The 14,901-nt window shown below is 52.7% G+C and carries 16 protein-coding genes; 5 read left to right on the forward strand and 11 right to left on the reverse strand.

From position 1 onward, the window contains the following. The first annotated feature begins 297 nt into the window (after nucleotides 1-297). The 4 genes from D6029_RS13540 to D6029_RS13555 all read left to right on the forward strand — a co-directional run bounded on the left by D6029_RS13540 (nucleotide 298) and on the right by D6029_RS13555 (nucleotide 4,947). Nucleotides 298-1,842 (forward strand): PTS transporter subunit EIIC, encoded by a 1,545-nt coding sequence (locus D6029_RS13540; protein WP_120065257.1) that lies wholly within the window; start codon nucleotides 298-300, stop codon nucleotides 1,840-1,842. Between the two features lie 11 nt (nucleotides 1,843-1,853). Next, nucleotides 1,854-3,218 (forward strand): 6-phospho-alpha-glucosidase, encoded by a 1,365-nt coding sequence (locus tag D6029_RS13545; protein WP_120065258.1) that lies wholly within the window; start codon nucleotides 1,854-1,856, stop codon nucleotides 3,216-3,218. A 104-nt stretch (nucleotides 3,219-3,322) separates the two neighbouring features. Next, nucleotides 3,323-4,174, forward strand: coding sequence for a 3-mercaptopyruvate sulfurtransferase (gene sseA / locus D6029_RS13550; RefSeq protein ID WP_120065259.1), 852 nt, complete (start codon nucleotides 3,323-3,325; stop codon nucleotides 4,172-4,174). Continuing rightward, the gene (locus D6029_RS13555; RefSeq protein WP_120065260.1) at nucleotides 4,174-4,947 is read left to right on the forward strand and encodes a MurR/RpiR family transcriptional regulator; all 774 of its coding nucleotides are present in this window, start codon (nucleotides 4,174-4,176) and stop codon (nucleotides 4,945-4,947) included. Before sseA ends, D6029_RS13555 begins: the two co-directional genes overlap by 1 nt. Before the next feature lie 67 nt (nucleotides 4,948-5,014). Here the strand turns inward: D6029_RS13555 and sseB are convergent, their stop codons facing one another. From sseB to trmJ, 11 genes are all read right to left on the reverse strand, one after another. After that, nucleotides 5,015-5,791 carry an enhanced serine sensitivity protein SseB gene (sseB, locus tag D6029_RS13560; protein WP_120065261.1) on the reverse strand — a complete coding sequence of 259 codons (777 nt, stop codon included), beginning with the start codon at nucleotides 5,789-5,791 and terminating at the stop codon, nucleotides 5,015-5,017. A gap of 101 nt (nucleotides 5,792-5,892) precedes the next feature. Next, a complete protein-coding gene (gene pepB, locus D6029_RS13565) occupies nucleotides 5,893-7,179 on the reverse strand; it encodes an aminopeptidase PepB (protein ID WP_120065262.1) in 1,287 nt (428 codons plus the stop codon). 70 nt (nucleotides 7,180-7,249) lie between these two features. Beyond that, nucleotides 7,250-7,450 (reverse strand): Fe-S cluster assembly protein IscX, encoded by a 201-nt coding sequence (iscX, locus tag D6029_RS13570; RefSeq protein ID WP_120065263.1) that lies wholly within the window; start codon nucleotides 7,448-7,450, stop codon nucleotides 7,250-7,252. 12 nt (nucleotides 7,451-7,462) lie between these two features. Further along, nucleotides 7,463-7,798, reverse strand: a complete 336-nt coding sequence (gene fdx / locus D6029_RS13575; RefSeq protein WP_120065264.1) for an ISC system 2Fe-2S type ferredoxin — start codon at nucleotides 7,796-7,798, stop codon at nucleotides 7,463-7,465. 1 nt (nucleotide 7,799) lies between these two features. Beyond that, nucleotides 7,800-9,650 carry a Fe-S protein assembly chaperone HscA gene (gene hscA, locus D6029_RS13580; RefSeq protein ID WP_120065265.1) on the reverse strand — a complete coding sequence of 617 codons (1,851 nt, stop codon included), beginning with the start codon at nucleotides 9,648-9,650 and terminating at the stop codon, nucleotides 7,800-7,802. 13 nt (nucleotides 9,651-9,663) lie between these two features. Further along, on the reverse strand, nucleotides 9,664-10,179 hold the full coding sequence (hscB, locus tag D6029_RS13585; RefSeq protein ID WP_120065266.1) for a co-chaperone HscB: 516 nt from the start codon (nucleotides 10,177-10,179) through the stop codon (nucleotides 9,664-9,666). A gap of 65 nt (nucleotides 10,180-10,244) precedes the next feature. Continuing rightward, nucleotides 10,245-10,568, reverse strand: coding sequence for an iron-sulfur cluster assembly protein IscA (iscA, locus tag D6029_RS13590; protein ID WP_064513071.1), 324 nt, complete (start codon nucleotides 10,566-10,568; stop codon nucleotides 10,245-10,247). 143 nt (nucleotides 10,569-10,711) lie between these two features. Further along, a complete protein-coding gene (gene iscU, locus D6029_RS13595; protein ID WP_015703172.1) occupies nucleotides 10,712-11,098 on the reverse strand; it encodes a Fe-S cluster assembly scaffold IscU in 387 nt (128 codons plus the stop codon). A 43-nt stretch (nucleotides 11,099-11,141) separates the two neighbouring features. Then, nucleotides 11,142-12,356: a cysteine desulfurase gene (gene iscS, locus D6029_RS13600; protein WP_120065267.1), complete on the reverse strand. Its 1,215-nt coding sequence runs from the start codon at nucleotides 12,354-12,356 to the stop codon at nucleotides 11,142-11,144. Between the two features lie 146 nt (nucleotides 12,357-12,502). After that, the gene (iscR, locus tag D6029_RS13605) at nucleotides 12,503-12,991 is read right to left on the reverse strand and encodes a Fe-S cluster assembly transcriptional regulator IscR (RefSeq protein WP_120065268.1); all 489 of its coding nucleotides are present in this window, start codon (nucleotides 12,989-12,991) and stop codon (nucleotides 12,503-12,505) included. A gap of 130 nt (nucleotides 12,992-13,121) precedes the next feature. Continuing rightward, nucleotides 13,122-13,862: a tRNA (cytosine(32)/uridine(32)-2'-O)-methyltransferase TrmJ gene (trmJ, locus tag D6029_RS13610; RefSeq protein ID WP_120065269.1), complete on the reverse strand. Its 741-nt coding sequence runs from the start codon at nucleotides 13,860-13,862 to the stop codon at nucleotides 13,122-13,124. A gap of 119 nt (nucleotides 13,863-13,981) precedes the next feature. Between trmJ and suhB the strand changes: the two genes are divergently transcribed. Further along, nucleotides 13,982-14,785, forward strand: coding sequence for an inositol-1-monophosphatase (suhB, locus tag D6029_RS13615; RefSeq protein WP_120065270.1), 804 nt, complete (start codon nucleotides 13,982-13,984; stop codon nucleotides 14,783-14,785). Nucleotides 14,786-14,901: the final 116 nt, after the last annotated feature.

The following is a 14,901-nucleotide window of genomic DNA, read 5'->3' on the forward strand; positions in this document are numbered from 1 at the left end:
TTAACCCATCCAGTATTACTTGTATTATGCGGGTACATTAAAAAAACGAAAGTATGACGATTCTGCATTGCGCGATTCCTCGCAAAGAGGAAGTTTATTTGTGCAAGGGTTTCAGCGTGTCAAATGTCGCAAAGTGGAAGCCCGATCACAGCCTGAAAGGTTACATGTTACCTTGTGAGTCATTTGTTTTTAAAACAATAAGATAGATGGATTAGCAGTCAATATTCTTGCTACATTTTGTGCTGAGTCGCTGCCTCAACGCGGTGTTTAGCCAAAGTGATAATAAGAGACTGCTAAATGAAAAGTGCCGTTAATGCTCTACAAAATTTCGGAAAGTCGCTCTATGGCCCGGTGCTTATTTTGCCGATCGTCGGTTTATTTATCGCGTTTGGTAATGTATTAGGCAACGGTAACCTTGCGGAATATCTCCCTTTCCTCGGTCATTCCTCTATCCAACACACCGGGATCCTGATCTCAAAATCTGCCGTTTCAGTGCTGGCAAACCTGGCGCTGGTCTTTGGCGTGGGGATCCCCATCGGTCTTGCGGCAAAAGATAAAGGTTATGCAGCACTGATCGGCCTGGTCACATTTATCGTTTTCATCAATGCGATGAATGTGACGTTACAGTTGCAAGGTGAACTCGCTCCCGCAGACCAAATGCGCGCCGCCGGGCAAAGCATGGTTTTAGGCGTGCAAGTGCTTGAGATGGGCGTGTTCGCTGGCATCCTGACCGGAGCGCTGTCGGGATACTTATACAATCGCTATTCCGGCGTACAGTTTTCCGGGGCGATGGCGATTTATTCCGGCCACTGTTTTGTCGCCATTATTATGCTGCCGGTTTCGATGCTGCTCGGCGTGGTCATGAGCGAACTGTGGCCGTTTGCTCAGCACGGCATCAGCGCGCTGGCGCTGGCAATTAAAGGTGCCGGGGCGTTTGGCGTGGCTATCTATGGTTTCCTGGAACGTATTCTGGTGCCAACCGGCCTGCATCACCTGGTTTATACGCCATTCCTGTATACCGAATTAGGCGGCACGGCGGATGTTTGCGGCAATATTTATCAGGGCGCGCGTAATATTTACTTCGCGGAAATGGCCTGCCCGAGCGTTCATCAACTCAGCAGCACCGTGGTGTGGGATGCGCGTGGTATCAGCAAAATGTTCGGCCTGCCCGCTGCCGCTCTCGCCATGTATATGACGGCAAAGCCCGAGCGCAAAGCCGCTGCCAAAGCGATTCTTATTCCCGCAGCGTTAACCTCGATGCTGGTTGGCGTGACCGAGCCGCTGGAGTTTTCCTTCCTGTTTGTCGCCCCGCTGCTGTTCGGTGTGCATGCCGTTCTGACGGGCATCGGCATGATGCTGTTTTATCTGCTGGGCGTTCACGCCATCGGCGCCAACGGCATTATCGATTTCATTCTTTATAACCTGCCGCTGGGCACCGAAAAATCCAACTGGCCGATGTACATCGCCGTCGGGCTGACGATGTCAGTGATTTACTTCCTGGTGTTCCGCTTCCTGATTCGTCGTTTCGATATGAAAACGCCGGGCCGTGAAAGCGATGACGAAGAGACAAAACTGTATAGCAAACAAGAATATCAAGCCAAAGGCAGCAACGACGGCTTAGGCGAAGCGATTATCGAAGGCCTCGGTGGCCGCGCCAATATTGAAGTGGTCGACAACTGTTACACCCGCCTGCGAGTTACGGTGCGCGATGTCTCAGTGATTGACGAGCCCCGCCTGAAATCGACTGGCGCGAAAGGGGTGATTAAACAAGGTAATAACGTTCAGGTGGTCTACGGGCTGCATGTCAAAAAAATGCGTGAAGCAGTAGAGACGTTTCTCTAAAGGAGTCAATGATGTTTAAACCCCCATTTATTTTGTCCATTGCCGGTGGCGGTAGCACTTACACGCCGGGCATTGTTAAAAGCCTGATGGTGCGCCTGGCCGATTTCCCGTTAGCTGAAATTCGCCTCTACGATATTGATGGTGAGCGCCAGTCAGTGATTGCGCCGGTGGTTGAGAAAGTGATTCGTGACCATAGCCAAAGCATCAAATTTACCGTCACCACTGACCCGGAAGTGGCCTTTAGCGGTGCGCATTTCGTCTTCGCTCAGATGCGCGTCGGGCAATATAAAATGCGCGAGCAGGATGAAAAAATCCCATTGCGCCATGGTGTCGTCGGGCAAGAAACCTGCGGCCCAGGCGGGCTGGCTTATGGCTTGCGCACCATTTTGCCGATGGTTGAACTGTGTGATTTTGTTGAGCGCTACGCCCATCAAAAAGCGTGGATTGTGAATTATTCCAACCCGGCGGCAATTGTGGCTGAAGGGGTGCGCCGTCTGCGTCCAAACGCTCGCGTGCTGAATATTTGCGATATGCCGGTTGCTGCCATGCGCAATATGGGCGCCATTCTGGGTGTGGATCGCCACAAGCTAGAAGTCGATTACTTCGGCCTGAATCACTTTGGCTGGTTTACTCGCGTCTTGGTTGACGGCGAAGATCGCCTGCCGGAATTGCGCCGCCATATCGCGAAATTTGGCCTGCTCACGGAAGATGCGGCGCAAACCGATCCGCAGCATTCTGATCCTTCCTGGGTGAAAACCTGGCGCCATATCAAGCCGATTATGGATCATTTCCCGGAGTTTTTGCCGAACCCATATTTGCAGTATTACCTGATGCCAAACGACATTGTTGAGCATCAAAACCCTGATTACACCCGCGCTAACGAAGTGATGGATGGGCGTGAGAAGAAACTATTCGCCGCTGCCGACGAGTACAAAAAAACCGGTATTTTGCCGGATGCGTTCCATGTTGGAGTACACGGTGCATTCATCGTTGACGTCGCCTGTTCGCTGGCCTTTGATTTACGCCAGCGCCACCTGGTGATTGTGGAAAACAAAGGGGCGATTGCTAATCTACCGTATGACGCGATGGTAGAAGTGCCAGCTTACATCACTTCGGAAGGGCCAGAACCGGTGCGTATGGGCGCGGTTCCTCTCTTCCACCAGACATTGCTGATGCAGCAATTAGCCTCGGAACAATTGCTGGTTGAAGCAACCATCGAAGGCAGTTATGAGAAGGCATTGCAGGCGTTTACGCTTAACCGCACCGTGCCGACGATGCAACACGCCAAAGCGATTCTCGACGATATGATTGAAGCCAATCGCGATTACTGGCCGAAACTGCAACAAGCGTGGAAAGACGGCGAAAAAGTCAGTTAGTTTTGTCATAAATACGAGGCACCTCGCGCACCTGGACATGGTGGCTTGTCGGTTTGCTGAAAAACACCGACAATCCGTTAATCAATGATGATTCGGAGGCACCCATGTCCACCACTTTCTTCGTTGCGGGCGACTGGCTCGCAGAACATATTAGCGATGCGAATATTCAGATTATTGATGCTCGCATGGCTCCTCCCGGCCAGGAACACCGAGATGTGCCTGGCGAATATCGCGCAGGCCATCTGCCTGGCGCAGTGTTTTTCGACATCGAAGCCCTTTCTGACCACACCAGCCCTCTGCCGCATATGATGCCGCGCGCTGAAGCCTTTGCCGTTGCGATGCGTGAATTGGGTATCAGCAGCGACAAACATCTGGTGGTTTACGATGAAGGTAATCTGTTCTCCGCTCCGCGCGCCTGGTGGATGCTGCGCACTTTTGGCGTTGAGAATGTATCAATTCTGGCGGGGGGTCTGGCCGACTGGCAGCGTGAAGAATTACCTCTTGAGCAAGGGGATGTTGATTTACCCGAAGGCGAATTCGACGTGAATTTCGATCCGATGGTGATCAAACGCCTGACCGATGTTTTGCTGGTGAGCCACGAAGGCACCGCGCAAATTGTCGATGCCCGCCCTGCCCCACGTTTTAACGCACAAGTGGACGAGCCGCGTCCAGGTTTACGACGTGGGCATATTCCCGGTGCTTTCAACGTACCGTGGAACGATCTGGTGGAAAACGGCCAGTTGAAAACCACCGACGATCTGAATGAAATTTTCACACGTCAGGGCGTGAGCTTTGATAAGCCGATTATTGCCAGCTGTGGCTCCGGCGTAACGGCTGCGGTTGTGGTGTTGGCATTAACCACGCTGGGTGTGAATGGCGTTTCGCTGTACGACGGTTCGTGGAGTGAATGGGGAGCGCGCGCTGATTTACCGGTTGAACCGGCGCAAGCGCAGTAATGGATAACCGCCTGGTAGGTTTGCTTGAGCGCGGGGAATCATTAACCCGCGCTGAATATCGCGTGCTCTCGCATCTGACCAACCACCCGTTGCTGGTAGGGAATATCACCGTGCGGGAACTTGCCCAGGCGACGTTTGTTTCCAGCGCGACCATTATGCGGTTGTGCCAAAAGCTCGGATTTAGCGGTTTCAGCGAGTTAATCTGGCACTGCAAACAGCTGCTTTCCAGCACGCCGCATATCGCTAATCAACCAGCAGAAACTGCCGCCACGCTGCCGATTTTGTTCGATCATTTCGTGGATAATTATCGGCAAACTTTCCGTTGGGTTACGCCAGAACTGATGGCCGAATTTTCAGCGCTACTGCGTGAAAAAGAGAGCTTCTTTTTATACGGCGCTGGGTTTTCATATTTGTTCGCGGAATACCTGACCAAGAAACTCCAGGTATTAGGCAAAACGGCGTTTATCTCCGGGCCGGGCGATAGCCGCGGGATTTTCCTCAGTAATGCCTCGAAGTATCAGGTGTTTATTGCTATTTCACGCAGCGGTGAAACCGAGCAGGTGTTGGATAAAGCGCGAATTGCGCAGAATGTGGGAATGTCGATTGTGGCGTTCACGCGAGCATCGCCAAACAGTTTGTCTGAACTGGCCGATGTGCACTTTCCGCTGTATGACGAGGCGATTCATTATGCGGCCGAAGCCGCAGGCATTACGTCTTTTGAGTCGAATCTGGTGATGCTGATTGATTTACTGCTGTTGCAGGCAACAGCATAAATTTTCAGGTGAAAGTGTCGGATGACGCTAGCGCTTATCCGACCTACGCAGAGGTTTGTCTGCAGTCTCAAATAATGCGGTTGGTTTTGAAATCGCGCAGGAAACTTCCCCAGCGGCGTTCATAGAAAGGTGTGATGTGCGCCATCATAAAGTGGCTAATGCCTTTCTCACCTTCAACAACCTGGCAAATATCAACCGGCTCATCGCCCGGTAAAGTATCGGTCGCGACACTTCCCGCCTGGCGAATAATCGCGTCGATTTCCCCTTCCGCTTCAATACCAATCAGCAGGTTCGGCTGCTCGTCGGCACGTTCTTTAATTGAGCAGATAAACGCGCGCTTAACCGTTTTCAGGTTTTTAAACAGCGTGGTGAGCGAGTCAACCATTTGTGCTGGAGGCTCGGCCACTTCGGAAAGTAGCAAAGAAGTCCCGCCATCCAGCACTTCTTGCTGAGTTAATGGGTCGCTTTCATCGCTGATTAAATGGGTGATTTCACGCGGGGTGAATTCTTTACCTGTGGGCAATTTCGCATTCAGGAATAGTGTTGCGCCCTGGGTCATTTCAAACAGGGTGCGCACTGGCATCACGACAAACGCCTGCTCATGGCTGATGGCTTGTTGCAAGGCTTCCAGAGAAGTGAAGAACGGGATGACGGAGGTGCCATCGTCTTTTTCCCAGTGCTGCAATTCGACTGAACTGTCCGGATCAATCGTTTCATCTTGTGGCGCTTCGCCTGGTACCCAAACGGTGGATTCCAGCAGCACACGGAAAAATGCCGGGCGGTGCGCGGGTTCTGTTGCCGCCTGCTCAAGTAGGGTTTCGAGTTCGTTTTTTGGTTCTGACATGAGGGATCCAGAATATCTCTATGGAATAAACAACCCTCACCCTGGCCCTCTCCTTCAGGGAGAGGGAACGTTATTTTGGGCCGGGTGAGGGGTAAAACGACTTACTTACCAGTCAACAAATTAGCAATCGCACGCACGCCAATGCCCGTTGCGCCCGCTGACCACTGCTCAACCGCGCCTTTGCGGTAGGTTGCGGAGCAGTCAATGTGCAACCAACCCTGGTGATAGTTTTCGACGAAGTGAGACAAGAAGCCTGCCGCCGTGCTGGCACCCGCCGGGAAAGAGGCGTTAGAGGTGTTGTTCAGCTCAGCAAAGTTAGACGGCAACTGGTTGCGGTGGAATTCAGCTAGCGGCAAACGCCAGAACGGTTCGTTTTCAGCCGCAGCACTCGCCATCAGGCGGTTTACCAGCCCATCGTCGAAACTGAACAGCGCGTGGTAATCGTTACCCAATGCGGTTTTCGCTGCACCGGTTAAGGTTGCGCAGTCGATGATCAGTTCTGGCTTCTGCGCGCTCGCATCAATCAGGCCATCAGCCAACACCAGGCGGCCTTCCGCATCGGTGTTCATCACTTCAACGGTTTTGCCGTTGCGATATTTAATGATGTCGCCCAGTTTGAATGCGTTGCCGCTCACCAGGTTGTCGGCGCAGCACAGGAACAGCTTCACGCGTTTATCCAGACCGCGAGTGATAGCAAACGCCAGCGCACCGGTAATGGTGGCCGCACCGCCCATGTCAGATTTCATGGAATCCATGAATGCGCTTTGCTTCATGCTGTAACCGCCGGAATCAAAGGTGATGCCTTTGCCGACCAGACACGCATAAACCGGAGCGTCCGGGTTGCCCGTTGGGTTGTAATCCAGCGCCAGCAAGACCGGTGGGCGCTCAGAACCACGGCCAACAGTATGGATGCCCATATAATTCTGTTCGCGCAGATCTTCGCCTTTGGTGATGCGGTAAGACACGTTGTCGCAGGCAACATCACACAGCAGGTCAACCGCGCGGGAAGCCAGTTGCTCCGGCCCCAGCTCTTCGGCAGGCGTGTTGATGGTGTGGCGAACCCAGTCGATAATTTTCAGGCGGTTATCCAGCTCTTTTTGCTCGGCTTCGCCAAGCTGCGCCCATTCCACTTTGCGCGTGCCTTTTGGTGCGCGGTAGCCCTGCCAGAAGGCCCAGCTTTTCTCGATGTCCCAACCTTCGCCCGCCAGTTGCACGTGCTTCAAGCCCTGGCCGTCAATTTTGCGTGCGGCGCGTTGGATTAACCCCAGGTCATCTTTGCCTGTCAGGTGCAGGGTAATCCCTTCGTCGTTGATGCTATACGCGGCTTTTTCGCCCCAGCGCGCATCGGCAGGCGCGGTGGAAAGTGTGATTTTCATGGCTTCTGACATTTTCTTTTCCTTATACTTTTCAGCTCATGCTTCATAGAAAAACGGGCCGCCAGAGGCAGCCCGTTTATTTTTATTCCGCTTCATCTAACCAGACTAACAGAATCGCTTCCAGAACTTTTTCATTGGATGCGCCTGGTTCGTCGTCAAAATCTTCGAGTTCGCAGATCCATTGGTGCATATCGGTAAAGCGCACCGTTTTTGGATCAAGATCCGGGCGGCTGTCATACAGCGCCTCGCCAATCTCACGGCTGTCGGTCCATTTCAGTCCCATTTGCAGCTCCTGTTAGTGCTCGCGCGCGTGGTTGATGGTGTAGCGTGGCATTTCAACCACTAAGTCTTCATCGGTTACGCGAGCCTGGCAGCTTAAACGGCTTTCAGGTTCCAGACCCCAGGCTTTATCCAGCATGTCGTCTTCGTCTTCCGTGCTTTCAGCAAGAGAGTCGAAACCTTCACGCACCACACAGTGGCAAGTGGTGCAGGCACAGGATTTTTCACAGGCGTGTTCAATCTCGATACCGTTGCGCAGGGCAACATCAAGAATCGTTTCACCGACATTCGCTTCTAAAACTGCACCCTCTGGACACAAATCCTGATGAGGCAGAAAAACAATCTTTGGCATGTTAAACCTCGTCCACGGAGTGGCCTTTCAGCGCTTTACGGATTGATTCATCCATACGGCGTGCGGCGAAATCCTGTGTTTGTTTGTCTACATTTTTAATGGCTTGTTCAATCGCATCGGTGTCATCGCCCGCTGCGGCAACGCTTAATGCCGCCATTGCTGAGTCAATTTCCGCACGCTCTGCCGCACTTAACAGCGCAGCATCAGTTGCCAACGCACCTTGCAGGCTTTCCAGCACGCGGGCGGCGTCAACTTTTTGCTCGGCCAGCATGCGCGCTTTCACGTCATGCTCGGCATAACTCATGGAGTCCTGAATCATGGTGGCGATTTCGCCATCGCTCAGACCATAAGACGGTTTCACCTGGATAGAAGCTTCAACGCCGGTGGATTTTTCCATGGCGGTGACGCTCAACAGGCCGTCAGCATCAACCTGGAAAGTGACGCGAATATGCGCCCCACCCGCTGGCATCGCCGGGATGCCGCGCAGCGCAAAGCGTGCCAGTGAACGGCAATCTTGCACCAGTTCGCGCTCGCCCTGCATGACGTGAATCGACATCGCCGTCTGGCCGTCTTTGAATGTGGTGAAGTCCTGCGCACGCGCCACCGGAATGGTGGTGTTACGCGGAATGACTTTTTCCACCAGGCCGCCCATGGTTTCAAGGCCCAGCGACAGCGGGATCACATCCAGCAGCAGCATTTCGCTGTCTGGTTTGTTACCCACCAGAATATCCGCCTGGATTGCCGCGCCGATGGCGACGACTTTATCCGGGTCGATGGAAGTCAGCGGCGTGCGGCCAAAGAATTCGCCCACACGTTCGCGCACTAATGGCACGCGAGTAGAACCGCCGACCATCACCACTTCCAGCACTTCGTCAGCTTCCACGCCGGCATCTTTCAGCGCGCGGCGGCAAGAGAGTAAAGTCCGTTTGACGAGAGCGGCAATCAGTTCGTTGAACTGCTCGCGCGTCACCGTACCTTTCCAGCCAGCAACTTCAACGGTGGCGGTTTCGGCATCGCTCAAGGCGATTTTTGCAGCAATCGCGGCGTCGAGTAACTGACGCTGAACGCGGTCGTCGCTGCGGTCAGCCACGCCAGCTTGTTCACGCAGCCAGTCGGCCAGTAAGTGGTCGAAGTCATCGCCGCCCAGCGCGGAATCACCGCCGGTCGCCAGCACTTCAAACACGCCACGGCTTAAGCGCAGAATAGAGATATCGAAAGTACCGCCGCCTAAATCGTAAACGGCGATCACGCCTTCTTTGCCGGAATCCAGGCCGTAAGCGATAGCCGCTGCGGTCGGTTCATTCAGCAAGCGAAGCACATGCAGGCCCGCCAGACGCGCCGCGTCTTTGGTGCCCTGACGCTGTGCATCGTCGAAATAAGCAGGAACGGTAATCACCACGCCATCAAGCTGGCCTTCCAGCGCTTCGGTAGCGCGGGCGGAAAGGGCTTTGAGGATGTCGGATGAAATACGAATAGGGTTCAGCAAACCCGCCGGCGTGTCGATCATCGGCAGGCCATTTTCACTCGCTTTGAGCGCATAAGGCAGATGCGGGTAACGCGTCTGGATATCCACCAGCGAGCGGCCCATCAGACGTTTTACCGAGCTGATAGTATTTGCCGGATCAGTTGCCGCTTGCGCTCGCGCGTCATAGCCGACATTCAGACCTTGTTGCTGATAGTGCACCACTGAAGGTAACAGGTGACGCCCTTCATGGTCAGGCAGCGTTTGAGCTTGCCCGCTGCGAACAGTTGCAACCAGTGAATTGGTGGTGCCTAAATCGATACCTGCCGCCAACTTGCGCTGATGAGGTGCCGCACTCAGGCCCGGCTCACTAATTTGTAATAACGCCATATTGAGCTTCCAGTTAAAAATCGAGCAGCTTTTCTTCGAGTTGTTCTATTTGGCTGCGCAGTTTATCGAGAAAACGAAGTTTACGTACAGTATCCGCCGCCTGCGTCCAGTCCTGGTTATCCAGTTGCTGCACCATTTGCGCCATGCGGGTTTTCACCATCGCATTGACGTTGGCACTAAAGGATTCCAGGCGGTCGCTGTCTTTGGCGTGCTCGATGTTATCAAGCTCTTCGCGTAATTCGAGTTGCTCCATCAAAAACGCGGTGTCGCGCACGGTATGCTGCTCGTTAGCCAGATCAAAACCGTTGAGGGAGAGGATGTACTCGGCGCGCGGCAGCGGGTGACGCAGCGTTTGCCAGCCCTGATTGATGGTCGCAGACTGTTGCACCGCAAGCAGTTGTTCCGCTTGTGGACGGCTGGTGTATTTATCAGGGTGGAACTGGCGTTGCAGCTCCTGGTAACGGGTCGCCAGCAGCTCGGTGTTGAGGGTGAAGCCTACCGGTAACCCAAAGAGGGTGAAGTAATCCATAACAGACTCAGGGTTAACATGGTGGTAAAGCGTCATACCCCACAGGCGTGGGGTATGAGCTGAAATCAGACGTGGAAGCTTTCGCCGCAGCCGCACTCATCTTTTACGTTCGGGTTAGTAAACTTAAACCCTTCGTTCAGACCTTCTTTCACGAAGTCGAGCTCGGTGCCGTCCAAAAATTGCAGGCTTTTACCATCGACGACCACTTTCACGCCTTTGTCTTCGAACACGGTGTCTTCTGCCATCGGTGCGTCAACAAATTCAAGAACATAAGCCATGCCGGAGCAGCCTGAAGTACGAACGCCCAAACGCAGACCAAATCCTTTACCGCGATTAGCTAAGAAGGCATTCACACGATCGGCAGCGCTGTGGCTAAGGGTAATCGACATACAACAACCTCAATTGATTTTTCTTCATTCTTCGAACTGCAGGGGCGTTGGCTGCACTCACTCACCCCAGTCACTTACTTTAGTAAGCTCCTGGGGATTCCTGAGCTTGCCGCCTACCTGCAACTCAAATTATTTTGAAAAGACTATTTAGCTTCACGTTTGCTTTTATAATCCGCAATTGCCGCTTTAATCGCGTCTTCTGCAAGGATTGAGCAGTGAATCTTCACCGGCGGCAGTTCGAGTTCTTCTGCAATGTCGGTGTTTTTGATGGCTTGCGCTTCATCCAGAGATTTACCTTTGACCCATTCGGTCACCAGCGAGCTGGAAGCGATGGCAGAGCCACAGCCGTAGGTTTTAAAGCGAGCGTCTTCAATAATACCTTCATTGTTGACTTTGATCTGCAACTTCATCACGTCGCCACACGCTGGTGCACCCACCATGCCGGAGCCAACGCTGTCATCGCTGTTGTCAAAAGAACCGACGTTGCGTGGGTTTTCGTAGTGATCAATTACTTTTTCGCTGTAAGCCATTTTTAATACTCCTGAATTCGATTTCGACGTTCTTCGCAAACGATTAGTGATGAGCCCATTCGATGGAATTAAGATCCACGCCCTGCTTAAACATTTCCCACAGCGGAGAAAGGTCGCGCAGACGGCCAATGGACTTACGAACCAATGCGATGGTGTAGTCGATCTCTTCTTCAGTAGTAAAACGACCTAAAGAGAAACGGATAGAGCTATGAGCCAGTTCGTCGGTCATGCCCAGTGCGCGCAGCACGTAGGATGGCTCGAGGCTTGCTGATGTACACGCAGAACCGGAAGAAACCGCGAGGTCTTTGAGTGCCATAATCAGCGACTCACCTTCAACGTAGTTAAAGCTCACGTTCAGGATGGTCGGAACACCATTTTCCAGGTCGCCGTTCAGATATACTTCTTCCATATCTTTCACGCCGTTCCACAGACGGTTACGCAGACCGCGCAGACGGGACATTTCTGTTTCCATCTCTTCTTTCGCGATACGGTAAGCTTCGCCCATGCCGACAATCTGGTGAACAGGCAGAGTACCAGAACGCATGCCGCGCTCGTGACCGCCGCCGTGTACCTGAGCTTCGATACGAATACGTGGTTTACGACGAACATACAGTGCGCCGATCCCTTTCGGGCCATAAATTTTGTGACCAGAGAAAGACATCAGGTCAACTTTCAGGTTGCTCAAGTCGATAGGCAGTTTGCCTACGCTCTGAGTCGCATCCACGTGATAGATAATGCCACGCGCACGGCAGATTTCGCCGATTGCCGCGATATCCTGCACCACGCCGATTTCGTTATTCACGTGCATGATGGAAACCAGAATGGTGTCGTCACGCATTGCCGCTTGCAGCACGTTCAGGTCAACAATACCGTTGCTCTGCGGTGCCAGATAAGTCACTTCAAAACCTTCGCGCTCAAGCTGACGACAGGTGTCCAGCACGGCTTTGTGTTCGGTTTTTACGGTGATGATGTGCTTGCCTTTCTTCTGATAGAAGTTAGCCGCACCTTTAATAGCGAGGTTATCAGATTCAGTTGCACCGGAGGTAAAGACGATTTCACGCGGGTCTGCACCAACCAGTTCAGCAATTTGATTACGGGCGATATCTACCGCCTCTTCCGCCTGCCAACCAAAACGGTGAGAACGAGAAGCCGGGTTACCGAAGGTTCCGTCCATAGTCAAACACTGCATCATTTTCTCTGCAACACGCGGGTCAACCGGCGTCGTTGCAGAGTAGTCGAGATAAATCGGTAATTTCATTGCTCTTAAGCTCCGTACATCACTTCAATACGTTACGAAGAACCAGGCCTAAAAATGAGTTATCGCTGTTTTTAAAAGGGAGCGGCAAGCTCCCTAACCTGATTCTAAAAATCTATTTTATCTTTACCCGAAATATGACGGGTAAATTATGCGCGTAATTTAACGTCGATTGCGTCTTGAGCGCGCGTACTGCGATGGTTTTCATTGTGCTGGCGACCAGAAACATCTAACACTTCCTGGTTATTCACCAGTTCACCTAAGGTGATGTTATTTAAAAAACCAGTCAGACGGTCGCTCAGGTCGCGCCACAGCGCGTGAGTCAGGCATTTATCGCCGCCCTGGCAACCACCTTTACCCGCACAACGGGTTGCATCAACAGATTCGTCTACTGCGCTAATCACTTCGCCAACCGCGATGCTGCCAGCTTCTTTACCTAACAGATAACCACCGCCTGGACCACGAACGCTGGCAACAAGGCCATTTTTACGCAGACGAGAGAATAACTGCTCCAGATAGGAGAGAGAGATTCCCTGACGTTCAGAAATATCAGCCAACGGCACTGGACCTGATTCGGAGTTCAACGCAACGTCAAGCATTGCGGTCACGGCATAACGTCCTTTGGATGTCAGTCTCATGTCTTACTTAACCTCTAATCGCCCCTCGAACCGGGGGTTTTTTATAAATGTGATTGTCACATAGCAGGCCGCAAGTCTGACATTCCCGAGTAAATTGGTCAACTATTTAACCTAGTAATTTACTCAAGTATTATTTGCCGTGTTTTTTCTCGTTATCAATAGATGAAAGCATGCCGCGCAGGATGTTAAGTTCCTGAGTTTCCGGGCGTGCACGATTATATAAGCGCCGTAATTTGCTCATAATCTGCCCCGGATGGCTGGTGCGAATAAAGCCGGTTTTCAGCAATACTTGCTCCAGGTGCACGTAAAAACGCTCGAGATCGTCAGCCGGTGGATACTGAGTCTGGTCTTCAACGACGACCGGTTCTTTGCCTTCTTCTTGCGTCGCAAGCCAGGCGATTCTCACTTCATAAGCGAGGATCTGCACCGCCATCGCCAGGTTCAGCGAGCTGTATTCTGGATTCGCCTGAATCGCGACGTGGTAATGGCATTTCTGCAATTCGTCATTGGTTAAGCCTACGCGCTCGCGGCCAAACACAATAGCGACTGGCGCATGTTGCGCCTCAGAAATACTCTTTACACCGCATTCACGCGGGTCGAGCATCGGCCACGGCAAGGTGCGCGAACGTGCACTGGTGCCCACAACGAGGCTGCAACCTTCCAGCGCTTCATCGAGTGTGTCGACAATTTTGGCTTCGCCGATAACATCACTCGCACCCGCAGCAAGCGCGATGGCCTGAGAATCAGGTTTCACCAGCGGATTGACCAACCAAAGATTCGTCAGCCCCATGGTTTTCATTGCACGAGCGACGGAGCCCATGTTGCCGGTATGGGAGGTTTCGACCAGCACGATACGTACGTTTTGCAGCATTGTTGACTCATAGCCTGAAAAGATTATCGCGATATCCTATCATAACCCTGGGACATATTCCGAACGCTCTGCTATACTCCGCCGCGTTTTCCCGTTCTTTAACATCCAGAGAGAGACCGATGCATCCGATGCTCACCATCGCCGTGCGCGCTGCGCGCAAGGCGGGCAATTTAATTGCCAAGAACTACGAAACTCCTGACGCTGTAGAAACCAGCCAGAAAGGCAGCAACGATTTTGTGACTAACGTAGATAAAGAGGCCGAGCGCCTGATTATCGAAATTATCCGCAAATCCTACCCGCAACACACCATTATCGCTGAAGAATCAGGCGAACTGGCGGGTACCGAGCAGGATGTGCAATGGGTTATCGATCCTCTGGATGGCACTTCAAACTTCATCAAACGTTTGCCGCACTTCGCGGTATCAATCGCTGTTCGTGTTAAAGGCCGCACCGAAGTTGCTGTGGTTTATGACCCAATGCGTAACGAGCTGTTCACTGCCGTTCGCGGTCAAGGCGCACAGTTAAACGGTTATCGTCTGCGCGGCAGCAATGCACGCGACCTCGACGGCACTATTCTGGCAACCGGCTTCCCGTTCAAAGTGAAGCAGCACGCCACATCTTATATCAACATTCTCGGCAAACTGTTCACCCAGTGTGCAGACTTCCGTCGTACCGGTTCAGCTGCGCTGGATTTGGCTTACGTTGCGGCTGGCCGTGTTGACGGTTTCTTTGAGATTGGCCTCAAGCCTTGGGATTTCGCAGCAGGCGAACTGATCGCTCGCGAATCCGGTAGCCTGGTGTGTGATTTCACCGGCGGCCATAATCACCTGACCAGCGGTAACATCGTTGCAGGTAATCCGCGTGTTGTTAAAGCGATGCTGGCAACAATGCGTGATGAATTGAGCGAAGCGCTGAAGCGTTAATCTCAAAAGGCCCTCACCCTAACCCTCTCCCCCAGGAGAGGGGATAAACCGGTTTTCTCCTTTTCCATCAGAGAGATTGTCCGGTTTTCTCCCTCTCCCTCAGGGAGAGGGCCGGG

The organism is Buttiauxella izardii (assembly GCF_003601925.1).
Lineage (GTDB): Bacteria > Pseudomonadota > Gammaproteobacteria > Enterobacterales > Enterobacteriaceae > Buttiauxella > Buttiauxella izardii.

Coding starts and splice junctions, on each gene's coding strand:
- iscR (WP_120065268.1), bottom strand. CDS start 12,991: ATGAGACTGACATCCAAAGGACGTTATGCCGTGACCGCAATGCTTGAC.
- sseA (WP_120065259.1), top strand. CDS start 3,323: ATGTCCACCACTTTCTTCGTTGCGGGCGACTGGCTCGCAGAACATATT.
- suhB (WP_120065270.1), top strand. CDS start 13,982: ATGCATCCGATGCTCACCATCGCCGTGCGCGCTGCGCGCAAGGCGGGC.
- hscA (WP_120065265.1), bottom strand. CDS start 9,650: ATGGCGTTATTACAAATTAGTGAGCCGGGCCTGAGTGCGGCACCTCAT.
- iscS (WP_120065267.1), bottom strand. CDS start 12,356: ATGAAATTACCGATTTATCTCGACTACTCTGCAACGACGCCGGTTGAC.
- pepB (WP_120065262.1), bottom strand. CDS start 7,179: ATGTCAGAAGCCATGAAAATCACACTTTCCACCGCGCCTGCCGATGCG.
- D6029_RS13540 (WP_120065257.1), top strand. CDS start 298: ATGAAAAGTGCCGTTAATGCTCTACAAAATTTCGGAAAGTCGCTCTAT.
- D6029_RS13555 (WP_120065260.1), top strand. CDS start 4,174: ATGGATAACCGCCTGGTAGGTTTGCTTGAGCGCGGGGAATCATTAACC.
- iscX (WP_120065263.1), bottom strand. CDS start 7,450: ATGGGACTGAAATGGACCGACAGCCGTGAGATTGGCGAGGCGCTGTAT.
- iscU (WP_015703172.1), bottom strand. CDS start 11,098: ATGGCTTACAGCGAAAAAGTAATTGATCACTACGAAAACCCACGCAAC.
- sseB (WP_120065261.1), bottom strand. CDS start 5,791: ATGTCAGAACCAAAAAACGAACTCGAAACCCTACTTGAGCAGGCGGCA.
- iscA (WP_064513071.1), bottom strand. CDS start 10,568: ATGTCGATTACCCTTAGCCACAGCGCTGCCGATCGTGTGAATGCCTTC.
- fdx (WP_120065264.1), bottom strand. CDS start 7,798: ATGCCAAAGATTGTTTTTCTGCCTCATCAGGATTTGTGTCCAGAGGGT.
- hscB (WP_120065266.1), bottom strand. CDS start 10,179: ATGGATTACTTCACCCTCTTTGGGTTACCGGTAGGCTTCACCCTCAAC.
- D6029_RS13545 (WP_120065258.1), top strand. CDS start 1,854: ATGTTTAAACCCCCATTTATTTTGTCCATTGCCGGTGGCGGTAGCACT.
- trmJ (WP_120065269.1), bottom strand. CDS start 13,862: ATGCTGCAAAACGTACGTATCGTGCTGGTCGAAACCTCCCATACCGGC.